The sequence below is a fragment of the Paenibacillus sp. UASWS1643 genome (assembly GCF_008693195.1).
In the GTDB taxonomy this organism is placed as follows: Bacteria; Bacillota; Bacilli; order Paenibacillales; family Paenibacillaceae; genus Paenibacillus; species Paenibacillus amylolyticus_B.
Map to the genome: position 1 here is coordinate 479,854 of NZ_VXKZ01000115.1, position 12,133 is coordinate 491,986.

The following is a 12,133-nucleotide window of genomic DNA, read 5'->3' on the forward strand; positions in this document are numbered from 1 at the left end:
CGCTCCGCTACTCTGTCCCTAGCTTCATCCAACCTTCTCGGTGCTGAAAAACTGACTTTTTGAACACGCATTTTTAATGTTTTTTATGATTTGTTGTGATGTTGCGTCTGTGATGTTCTTCGCGTTCGTCGGATCAACCTCACCTGTCCATTAATTCCTGATGTCAGCGCTGACTTACCATACAAATTCTCCAGTGTATTTGCGGCATGTAAGTTCATTTCATTCAATCCTTCTTGAATATATGGCGTTATGTTCCATTGGTAAGGCGGCCATAAACGAATACCTGCTTCAATATCATTCACATATAGGCTTGCTGTCTCCCTTATATCTTCGGCTTCCAGCCATAGCTCCTCATTTGCAGCTAAGTTTACGTTAGACAGATCCACCTGCTGCGAGTAGACACCCGTACCTGAATAATAAGGATAGCCAGCAGTATTCCAACATCCACCCCATTGTTCCACATCGGTATTTAACGTCGTATCGTTTTCTATCGCGAACGGACCAATCAGAAAGGCTGGGAATGAAATAGCAGGCATCGGTTCCAATAACGAAACCGTCAGAATTTCCAGCTCATTCTCGCCAGCCAACAAATGTGGAGTGAGATCTACACTGTCATAATCACCATCCTGCCACGAAGAGCGTCTTAACGCTTCCTGACGTACCCCATTGACGAATATTTCCAGATTACGCCTACGCTGCAAAAATCCGATATGGGATGGAATGTTCTGATCTACATCATCCAGAAGCAATTCCATCCTGCCCCATGATTCTTCTCCCGCCTTACCGGAACGATCCGAACCACACCGGGATTGAAGCCGTTCAATCAATTTTGGCGTCATGCCAAACGCTGTGCGATACGTATTTACTTGCCCGGGCATGGTCGCGTTCATCCTGGAATGTCGGTCATTCAACGTGACATGCCATTGATCTAGCAGAAGAACGTTGGGGCCTGCGGTCCTGAACCCCCACTGCTCATCCAGAATGACCTCTACCAAATTCGCCGAAAAAGATTTGTCTCCCTGGCACGCTTGCTCAGTATACTCCGCATGATCCGTACGTTCTTGCGGGAAAGAGGAGCTCTCTTGGGGGCTTACCGACAACACACGCAGCTCTCCGGGTACGAATGAAAGGAATGATCCAGCGTCAATGCTGCATACTCTTCCACTCTCCAACTCCCACTCTTGCAAGCCACCTTTCTTTGCATCGCAAATGAGCTTAATGGTCACGGAGTGCTGCGACCAATTCATCAGCCATACATACACCAGATTTCCAATTCTGCGTTCGACGCTAATCAAATCGTCAGACTGACCTTCAATCCAATCCCATCGTATTACCGGTGGTTCTCTGATCAACTCCCCTAATTGAATACAAAACGCTTCGAGTTGATCCAGACGCTGACTCTGACCGCCTTGATGAACAGCGTCATCCATGGAATAAAAGAGGCTGTGACCCTTGCCAACAGCACGTAATTTTCCGTGCGGCGGATCGGAACCAAACAGCTGCTGGATATCCTTCAACAACACCGGATCATGCCGCAAAGATTCACTATGCTGCGGAATTTTACCTATTGCAATTAACGTTCCGCCCTGCTTAACAAAGGATACAAGCCTGGCTGCAACATCCCTTGACAGCACCTCTATTTCCGGCATAACGAGGATCGAATAGCCATGGCCATGGCCATCAAATTGCAAACCCTCTCCTTCAACAAGGAGCGCTTCGTGAAGCTGGCATTCATCCACATAGTCGTAGTCGATAGATGATCGCAGCAAGCGATCTGACAAAAGCGAGAACAGCACATCTGATGCAGGATGCATATCCGCTTCGCCTGATGTGAACATGGTTTCATATACCGTATGGATAGGCGATAACAGCAGAACTTCCGGCGTTCGTTTTCCTTTTGTACCAAGCAGACTCAATCGCCCTATATAATCGGCAAAAGCACGATAATGCAGCCAATGGGGTGCATGTTTGAATTCAGTCGGTGGAAAGTCGGTCTTCCGATAACCGGCAAACGAATAATAGAATGCATGCGGAATAAACAGATTAACTCCCAAGAAAGCCATAAAATTGGCATCAAGTCGCCGCTGGCGCATGGAATAACCATGACCACTTGCACCAAAGGCTTCACAGATCACCCGTTCCTTCCTGTTCAGCTGCGCGACAGAAGCCGCCGTCTTGACGGACACAATGCGATGCGGATTCGCCTTTGACCCGATGCCGGGAGTGAGATAATCCACGCCTGCATAGTGGAATTGCTGCAATACCCGGGTCTGATTGCCTTGAGATCGAGCCTGCCCCCAGACAGGCTCCTCCAGCGTATGACCGATATAGAGCAGACCGGATTGTTCACACCATGTGCGAATCGCTGCATGATATCCATCCACGTACCAGCGGGTGATCGTATCATAATATTGCTGCCTTGTGGATCGGCTGCCGTCTGCCACTCGATACAACAATGCGCCTAACCGCGGGATTAGATCATACCCATTCTCTAGCTGATATCGTTCGGCCATCCCCTCAGTCCAAGCGAAGACGAGCCCCGGCAAAGTAGCCTCCACATCATGAACAGCGGTTCGGATGGCCTCCACGCCGAAGAAACCATCATGAATCATAAGCCCCGGCTCGTCTGTAAACACCCCTTGGATGGTTGAGCCATAATATGGCTTTAATGCAAGAAACGGTTCATAAGACATCCGAATGAAAGACTGAACCGCTTTCGGGTTCAATGTATCCAGATAATACCCTTGAGCAAAGGTGATTCCTTCGGCAATTTCACAAGACCAGCAGGCCAGCACGATATAAGAATCATCGGCATGATTCGGCGTCCACTCCCGCCCCCAATAATGCGTGATATTTTCCGGTTCATCATGAAGCAACCACTCTCCATCGCGGTTAACCGCGTGATAGGCCAGGATGGCAATCAGCTCATTGTGATCATGGGAGGCAAAATCCAGCTTCAAGCTTTCCTGCGGCGCATCTCGCACATATCGCTTTTCCTCTATTCTCAAATAACGCATGCGATATTCCGGTTGTTCCCGTGTCAGTCTGCCGCCCAAGGTTCCGCTCGGCCAATTCTCTTCATCGTACAGCCAGACGACCATATTCCGTTTCTTGCATTCTGCTGTGCAGAACTCCAGCACTTCCATGAATTCCGGCGAAAGATATGGCATTTGCATCCCATGCCGAGCATGCAGAACCACGCCACCAACTCCCGCTTCAAACATGGATTGAATCTGGCTCTCCAGTTCCGTCTTCTCTAGCTCATGATTCAGAAACCAAAAAGGCTGCGGACGATATGTTTCATCCGGATTCGCAAATTGCTGTTTGAGTTGTATGGAAGGGTTACAGATTTCTTCTGCGTCTGCCTTCATACTCACCACCTGCCTTCACACCCATTAGTCTATAGACTGTTGCATGAGTAATTGGATAAAGAAGCCGCCAACCACAGAACGATTCTGAAAATTCATCTGCTTAGCGGTGATCGTGTCATACCAATCCGTTACGGGAACACGAGACGAAGTTTCATTAATGAAATCCCACAGCGGTGAAATGAAAGACTCAAACTGCGCTTTCGTTGAACTCATGGAGGCACACCATACCAGCCAATCGGATTTGGTATACGTTTCACGGCTATCCAGCGGCAGCCCATAGCGGTTTTGTTTGTGCATGTAATATTCAAGTTCTTTGGCGGCGATCTCTTTCGGGAACAGGTGCAGGTCGAGCAAATGATCCCACACCAGATTGTACTTCATGCTCCATGACTCGGTTGGACTGTCAAACGTCAGCTTATAATGGTCCCCGGCATCTGCCATGGACACCCACTCCTGTGCCATTTTTCGAGCTCCCTCAAGGTATGTCGCCCCTTCCTTCAGTCCGAGCCTGTCACACATATAGGAATACGCAGCAATACCCAATATGGCCTTGATCGATAAATTGGTATTGTGCGCCAGATGCCCGGCGAAGTCATCCGTGCACAGCTGGTTTACAGGATCGAGTCCATTGTGTAGCAAATAATCTGCCCATCGTGTAAGAGGTTCCCAATGCTGCCGAGCAAATTCGATATCTCCCTCATATTTGCTGACCGCCGCAGCCATCAGCAGCATATTGCCGCATTCCTCAATCGGCATCTGGTATTCCAGCTTATTCTCTCCATACACCTGACCGTTGGCCCTAGGGTAGGTTCCTACATCATGAGGAGCAAAATCAAACGTCCAATCCGGGCTCATCGCATACTTGTAAATTGGACGCATCATGCCCTTGATCAGTTCAGGGTTGTATCTCAGGAATAATGGGATCGAAGGATAGCTGACATCCACCGTAGCGATACATCCATTGCTGAAATTCTCTTTGGAGAAAAATAGAGCATCCCCCTCCTCATCCGCAACCAGCTTATGCGCTGCAATCGCCTGTCTGTAGGTTAGCGCCACAATATCCCGGTATTTCTCACCGCCTGCGGCCTGACTCTCTGCCATGAGTTCAAGATTAAAGCTGTCACAGCGCCGCTGAATCTCTTCGTATTGTTGAGCTGCCAGTAATAGCATTTCATGAAACGTTAATCCATTTCTTTTCCAATAGGCATGTAAAGGCTGTTGAAAATATTCAATCGCATGGATATCGTCATACGCAAGCATGAGAAATTCGGATATCGGTTCGTCCCGGACAGCCCCCAGATCGATCTCGGCGGCCATAACCGGCATGTTGTCCGATACAGCTCGCGGCTGAGGATGATCATCTTCGATCGGCAATTGTCCAGTGCGTGCATAATGCTCACGGCCTGTTACTGAATGAATGGCCGTCTGGATATCGGAAGATTGAGGAACAGCCAGAACCATATATCCCCAATCGATTCGTGTATCATCACCGGCAAGCTGTAATACGGGCTGATCCACAGTTCCCATGGACATGACATTCCATTGCCCCTCAATCACATGGCGTTCCCATGTAATGTGTTGGTCGGATGTGTTTACACACCATTCACCTGTCACGTCAAAATATATTTTGACTTGATGGGATGCCCCATCGATGGATTTGGCCTGAAAAGTCAAATACGTCACCGGCCTGGATAACAGGTCCAGATCATCCAGCAATAAAGGTGTATTGAACTGAACATGAAGTTCAATTCCTTCCCCTTGAAACGTATATCGAGTCGTTACGGGCTGGACAGTCAGGTTGGTCTGCACCAGCACTTCAGGTTCCTCGACAGCTGTACGCTCCTCCGATCCCACTTTCCCCATAAATCGTCGAAGCTTTCCATCGATCACCGCCAAGCCCACCATGCCATTCGTTTTGTTCGTCCAATGCCGGGTATGATCTTCATACAGATGGTCCGCGGCTGACCATACGCTAAAATAAGGGTCCACAGTAACCAGAGGTACGGAAGGCGGTCTAAACTCAGTCGTCATATGAATGCAACTCCTTCAAATTAAAAGTAAGAATATGGAGGTGATCAGTTCGGCATCTGAACGGTAACTACGTCTTTCCCTTTCAAGTTTTCGTTCGTAAACTGCATGGCTTGATCATATCCGGTCTTTCGAAGCTGCTCGCGAAGCTCGTTGATAATGCCCAACGCCGCTTCATCCGATTTCGCAAAGATTGCTTCCTTCCAGGCATCACCCATCCGGTCCATGGAAGGCTTCAGCATCTCCCATTCCGGTGCTTTGGTAATCACATCGCCCGGGTTATAGGCTGTAATGACATGAATGCCATTAGGGCGCAGAATTTTTCTGGCTTGTTCCATGGCATCAAGCCGTTTCTGATCGGCCCAGATATCTCCGCCTGCGACCGAATTGATTCGATCAGGCCCCGTGATGGATTCCAGACCAATGGAAATGCCTTCGTTCTTGCGAACTTTACCCGATTGATCTGCCGTAAATTTATCGAACCACTCCTTATTGGCAACAGGTTTACCCTCCTTCAAATCCCAATGAACGCCCTGCACTCCGTATCTTGCCAGCATAAATCCTTCATCGGAAGCCATGTAATCGAGGAACTTCAGCGCCGCATCTACACATGCGCCCTTGCAGTTTTTGGTGATCGCTGTTACGTTGTTGCCCTGAATGCCCAGATCCGCAGGGCGATTCGGTTCAACATCTGCACGCTCCAAAGGGCCGATCGGAATGTAATCGCTTCCAGGGTGTGAAGTAACATATTCTTTGGAGGCATCCAGAATGGCCGGATAGTGTGCGGCCAGAATGGCGATGCGGCCCTGATTGATTTTCTCCTTGGCGATCGGGTCAGTCTGGGTGAATGCTTCCGGGTCCATTAACCCTTCTTCAACCAGTTTCCGATAGAACAGGGTGTATTCTTCATAACCTTTGGTGAAAAAGTTATGCTCTACCGTTCCGTCACCTTTGTCAACATAACTGCCACCCGAATTGAACATGGTATTACCGATGCCGACGGACCAGCCGTTGCTGAAGCCACCCAGTGGAAAGACCGGCTGCCCGTTCTCTTGCAGATTGGCATCCTTGATGGCTTTGAGGAAGTTATAGAATTCCTCCTTTGTCACGACCGATTGAGGGTCTATACCCACCTTATCCGCGATATCCTTGCGAACATAGAAGCCGTACAGCCAATCCATGCCATCTTCATTCTGGGCAGGCTGGTTTTGCAGGAGTAGATATTTTTTGCCGTCATATGCATTAATCGCTTTTTCGTAGAGCGCTGGGGGTACATTTTCTTCAGCAATGGATTTCGCGAGGTTAGGATAGTCCCCCAATTTGTCGGAAATATCGACGAGCTGCCCTTCTTTGGCCGCCTTGATAATGCCGTCCAGCTCACCTCCCCATGCAGGTCCGGTATAGATATCCGGCAGATCCTGCGTGGCAAATATCTGGTTTACCTTCTCGGTCTCACTGCCTTTGGTATACTCCCAATCCAGCGTGACGCCGGTTTTCTCCTTGATGACTTCTTCCACAGGCGTTATTCCGTTGTCCGAACCACCTGAACCGTTCCAGTTGTGCAATATTTTGAGCTTATAAGAACCATCTGCTAATTCTCCGCCATTCCCGTTCCCTGAAGAATCCGTGCATCCGCTCAACGATCCTCCAACCAAGATAGACACGAGTAATACGGATACGCCTTTCGACCAAATTCGGTTCAAACCAATCGCCTCCTGAAATATGATGATGAATGATCTGGGTCAAGCTTGGCAAAGCTCAGCAAATTCCGGGTCCGGATACCCTAACCTTTGACCGAACCGATCATCACTCCTTTTACGAAATATCGTTGCAGGAACGGGTAGATACACAGGATCGGGAAGACCGTAATGACGAGCAAAGCCATACGCAGGGATTCGGGTGTCGCACCCGCTCCGCCTGAACCGCCAATCGTCTGCCCGCCCTGTTGTGCTGCGCGCTGCATCGAATTGGACAGCGACTCCGCTTCGGTCAGCATCTCCTGCAAGAGGGTTTGCACCGGAATCAGATCCTTGTTGGACACATAGTAGGCACCCGAGAACCAGTCATTCCAGTGGGCGACCCCAATGAAGAGGGAGATCGTTGCCAGTACGGGTCCCGAGAGAGGCAGAATGATGCGAATGAAGATTTGAAAATCCCCATACCCGTCAATGTGGGCTGATTCCTCCAGCTCTTCCGGAATTCCTTGCAGAAAGGTCCGGATAATGATGATATGCATGAAGTTGAATAACAGCGGCAAGACGTACACCCAGAACGTATTGATCAGATGCAGCTTCTGAAGCGTAATGAAGAACGGGATGAATCCGGCACTGAAAATTGTAGGCAAAAAGATGTAAAAGGTGAAAAATGAGCGGCCCGGAAATGATTTCTTCGAGAGCGCGTAAGCCATCAGTGTACACAGAATCACATGAAGGAACGTACCCAGCACGGTTCGAATGATGGTGATCTGGTATGCCTTCCAGATGCGTGCGTTATCAAATACCTGGGCATAGTTCTCCAGTGTAAATTGTCGTGGAAGGAAATAGATCGCGCCCTGCATGGAATCCTTGCCGTCATTCAGCGAGTACGCCAGGATGTAAATAAACGGGTAGATCATGGAGAATCCGACCAAAGCGAGAATGGTATAGTTTATAACGGAAAATAAGGACCATTTACGTGTCATCACATCACCTCCTTAGAACAGGGATACATCACTGACTTTGCGGGCAATCCGGTTGACCGTTAGCACCAAAATCAGCCCAATTACACTCTGGAACAGCCCCACAGCTGCCGCGTAACTCAGACGCCCTTCCCGGATACCCGAGTTAATGGCGTGCACGTCGAGTACACTGCCCATGCCAGCGGTCGCAGGTCCATTCATGAGAAGCAGCTGCTCATAACCCGCGCTCATCAAGTTACCCACGGCGAGAATAAATAATATAATGGCGACATTACGGATACCCGGCAGGGTCACATGCCACATCTGTTGGAAACGCCCTGCACCATCGATCTTGGCAGCTTCATATTGCTGCTGGTCAATTCCGGCAATCGCAGCCATGAATATGATGGAGTTCCAGCCGATGTTCTTCCAAATATCCGATCCAACAATCATCTGATAGAACCAGGTGGGATTGTTCAGGAATTGGATTGGATCAGTTCCGAACGACCCCAGCAAATCATTCACTGGCCCGCCGTATGGCGTGAGCAATCTCTGCATCAGGGTGACAACCACAATCCAGGATACAAAGTAGGGTAAATAGGAAAGTGTCTGAACGGTTTTCTTGAACCTGATCATGCGTATTTCGTTTAAAAGAATGGCAAGAATGATTGGCATCGGAAAGCCGATTAACAGCTTCATAAGACTGATAATCACCGTGTTGCGGATGATATCACCAGATTGATAGTAGTTAAAGAACTGTTGAAAGTACTTGAAACCTGCCCAGGGACTTCCGGTAAAACCGCCAACGAAGGTATAGTCCCTGAAGGCGACCTGAATTCCATATAAGGGAACATAAGAGAATAGGAAGAACCAGATGATGCCAGGTAACATGAACAAGTAAAAGAGCTTATGCTTCCAGATTCGCTTCATTAACACACTGTTCTTAATCACATTCCCAACGCTCCTTTCCCTTAACCTAACCTTTCAATCGCAGCGAGATGATCTCGAATGGTGTAAAGGACAAAACTACGTCGGCTTGATCCTGAAGCTCCAGCGATGAAATGTTATTCTCCATGAGATCCACTTCCCAGACTTCTTCAGCATTCCAACCGATGGACAGTTTCGTTTTGACCCGGGTTCCCGAGGTCTCATACAGACGGACGATAATGTCATTGCTGTCCTCGGCTTTTTTGATTGACTCCACCATGATGTGCGGATGATCCGGCTGCAGGAATGCTTTCGTGTAAGGCAGCTTTTCCTCTTCTACATCCATTGAAGGTGCAGACAAGGAACTCAGGCGCAGCGGAATATTGAGCTCATTGCCTCTTCGATAAATTTCAGCCTGAACATGGTTCCCCTGATGCGGATATAACGAATAGGTGAATTGGTGCTCTGCACGATCCGCCACCGGATCCGGGTAGGAACTGCTGCGCAGCAAATGAAGGTCAAGTACATTGTTGATGGCTCGATGTCCGTATTTGCAATCGTTGAGTAAGGCGACTCCGTAATCCGGTTCTGATATATCCACCCATTGGTGAGCGCAAATCTCATCCTTGGCAAAGTCCCACATCGTATTGCGGTGAGTCGGCCTGCTCAGGCTGCCAAACTGGATTTCACAGTGTACCTGATCGGTACGAATCTGCACCGGGAACGAAGTGCGCAACATTTTACCGTATTCCTGCCAATCCACCACCGTTTCAAAATCAATACGCCGACTGCCCTCCGTTAAAATAACGGTTTGGGTTAGAGACGACTCGCCGTAGCTGTAATCAAAAACCAACCCAACTCTTGGACCATCCCGAAACTCATGGATATCATTCAGAATTAATGGCATCCCCACTTGCGCTGAATAATCATGGCGGAAATCCCAGGCATCGCCTTCGTCATGATATACACGAAGATCGTTCCCCCGCTGTCCTTGCAGGATGATTTCACGGGACTCCAGTTTATCCAGGATCGAGGTAATGCCGCCATTGGGGTCAAATTTCACGATGAGAATGTCATTCTCCACACTGTACTCCTTGGCTGTGTCACGGAAATCTGTTTCCAGCGCAGCAACATCCGTTTCAATACCAGTTGCGATCTCCCCCATGACCTCCTGATCTTCATGATCAGATAACACGGTGTAGCCCATGGATGGAACCTGCACCTTATGCCATCGCCCATGGAGATGCAGCCACTCCTGACGTTCCCACGGCAGTGAGTTGAATACCACAGTTGAATTGGAGCTTTCCTCTTGGGAAGAGATATAATCTGTAATATAGCTGTAGGTTTCGGTGATCATGCCTTCCGTCTGCTGGAGCAATGCTTCATACCGTATTAACGATTCATCATATACTCGCTTAATCGAAGATCCGGGGAGAATATCATGGAACTGGTACAGAAGCACTTCCTTCCAGATCGTATCCAATGCTTCGGCCGGATAAGACTTGCCCATGCGGGTAGCCAGTACAGCAGCAAACTCCAGCTCGCGCAGAGCTTTCTCCATCTTGCGGTTATACCACTTGCTCCGTGCCTGACTGGTCAGGGTTCCTTGGTGCTTTTCGAGATACAACTCCCCACGCCAGGTCTGGAATCGCTCTCTTTCTTCATTCAATCGTTCAAAAAATTTCCAGGAAGGTTCCTGCACAACAGGCGCCAGACCGAGCAGGTTCTTCTCCCGCTCCAACCGTTCCAAATGCTCTTCTCCCGGCCCGCCGCCGCCGTCTCCAATGCCAAAGAGCATCAATGCGTGGCTGGAAACATTTTTGTCCAGATACTCCCGCTCTGCTTTGGCAATGGAACGTGGGGCGGCCGGACTGTTGTACGTATCCTCAGGTGGCATATGTGTTAACACCGAGGAACCGTCGATCCCTTCCCACAGAAAGGAATGGTGAGGATGGCGGTTGTACTCACTCCAGGAGAGCTTCTGGGTCATCATGTAATCCACACCGGATTTCTTCAACAACTGCGGCAAGCTTGCGGAGTAGCCAAATACATCTGGCATCCACAGCGACTTCATCTCCATTCCAAATTCCTGTTGGAAATAACGTTTGCCGTACAGAATCTGGCGTACAAGAGATTCACCGCCTGGCACATTGGTATCCGATTCCACCCACATGGCCCCTTGCGGTTCCCATCTGCCTTCCTGCACCCGTTCCTTGATCTGGTCATACAGCTTGGGATAGTGCTGCTTCATCCAATCGTATAGCTGAGGCTGACTCGCTCCGAATACATAATCGGGATAACGCTCCATCATGCGAAGCACCGTGGAGAATGTTCTTGCGCCCTTGCGGATCGTCTCACGGATCGGCCATAACCAGGCCAAATCAATATGCGCATGCCCAACTGCACTTATGTTCAGCACAGGATCGCCGCCACGACGTGATAATTGTTCGTTCAATAATTGCTTGGCGCGATGTATGCGATCAGGCGTGAATTCCGTCAATACTATGGAAGCGTCATACAGGGATTGAAGAATCCTTTCTCTGCGAGCCGTGTTGACAGGAAGGTGTTCTGCCGTCTCCAGAAGCACTTCGGTGTCGTAATACAGGCTTCGTATATCTTCATGACAAATGGCCAACATCGCTTCTTTTACCGTACCGCCCTGGTATTTTCCAAATAAGTCGTTATTGCCAGCGTCAGCCCACAGTTCGAATGCTCCGTCCTTCACGATTATCGACGAATGGTCCAGTTCAACCACTCTTTTCCCGGGGAGACCCAATGTGAATTCAAACTCCGAGTTGATGGTTGTCAAACCCTGTACAGGTGTTCCTTCCAGATCTACCAGACAGAGTTCTCCGTTCACGTCCAGCAGGAGAACAGCCTTGGCGTCACTACCGGACGGTGGAATGCTCCCTGTAAAACAAAACCAGGCACAATCCCATAACTTCCCCCAACGCTCGCCCTGTGAAAGGGTGATTTTCTGACCTGACATTCTTTCCTCGAACGAAACAGGTTCCAGGGTAACCCATGCCGTCACATTCAACTTGGCAATGGGCTCATATATGGCTTCACGGAGTTTGGACAGCATTTGATTCAAATGTCCGAGTCTAATCGGTTCATATGGCATAATTGTTTTGTTCTCTCCTCTCGTTCA

6 protein-coding genes are annotated in these 12,133 nt (G+C 49.1%); all 6 read right to left on the reverse strand.

Translation table 11 applies throughout. The features are described 5' to 3' along the window. Positions 1-83: 83 nt before the first annotated feature. The gene (locus FE296_RS26725) at positions 84-3,371 is read right to left on the reverse strand and encodes a glycosyl hydrolase (RefSeq protein ID WP_150366994.1); all 3,288 of its coding nucleotides are present in this window, start codon (positions 3,369-3,371) and stop codon (positions 84-86) included. Between the two features lie 24 nt (positions 3,372-3,395). Beyond that, the gene (locus tag FE296_RS26730; RefSeq protein ID WP_150366996.1) at positions 3,396-5,402 is read right to left on the reverse strand and encodes a glutaminase family protein; all 2,007 of its coding nucleotides are present in this window, start codon (positions 5,400-5,402) and stop codon (positions 3,396-3,398) included. A 44-nt stretch (positions 5,403-5,446) separates the two neighbouring features. Beyond that, a complete protein-coding gene (locus FE296_RS26735) occupies positions 5,447-7,102 on the reverse strand; it encodes an extracellular solute-binding protein (protein ID WP_150366998.1) in 1,656 nt (551 codons plus the stop codon). 80 nt (positions 7,103-7,182) lie between these two features. Continuing rightward, complete coding sequence (locus FE296_RS26740) at positions 7,183-8,079, reverse strand: carbohydrate ABC transporter permease (RefSeq protein WP_150367000.1); 897 nt, start codon at positions 8,077-8,079, stop codon at positions 7,183-7,185. Between the two features lie 12 nt (positions 8,080-8,091). Further along, on the reverse strand, positions 8,092-9,006 hold the full coding sequence (locus tag FE296_RS26745) for an ABC transporter permease (protein ID WP_223869044.1): 915 nt from the start codon (positions 9,004-9,006) through the stop codon (positions 8,092-8,094). Between the two features lie 25 nt (positions 9,007-9,031). After that, complete coding sequence (locus FE296_RS26750; RefSeq protein ID WP_150367002.1) at positions 9,032-12,106, reverse strand: alpha-mannosidase; 3,075 nt, start codon at positions 12,104-12,106, stop codon at positions 9,032-9,034. Positions 12,107-12,133 lie beyond the last annotated feature (27 nt).

What these genes read in the sequence shown, in the direction of transcription:
- FE296_RS26750 (WP_150367002.1), bottom strand. Translation starts at nt 12,106, where the DNA reads ATGCCATATGAACCGATTAGACTCGGACATTTGAATCAAATGCTGTCC.
- FE296_RS26725 (WP_150366994.1), bottom strand. Translation starts at nt 3,371, where the DNA reads ATGAAGGCAGACGCAGAAGAAATCTGTAACCCTTCCATACAACTCAAA.
- FE296_RS26730 (WP_150366996.1), bottom strand. Translation starts at nt 5,402, where the DNA reads ATGACGACTGAGTTTAGACCGCCTTCCGTACCTCTGGTTACTGTGGAC.
- FE296_RS26740 (WP_150367000.1), bottom strand. Translation starts at nt 8,079, where the DNA reads ATGACACGTAAATGGTCCTTATTTTCCGTTATAAACTATACCATTCTC.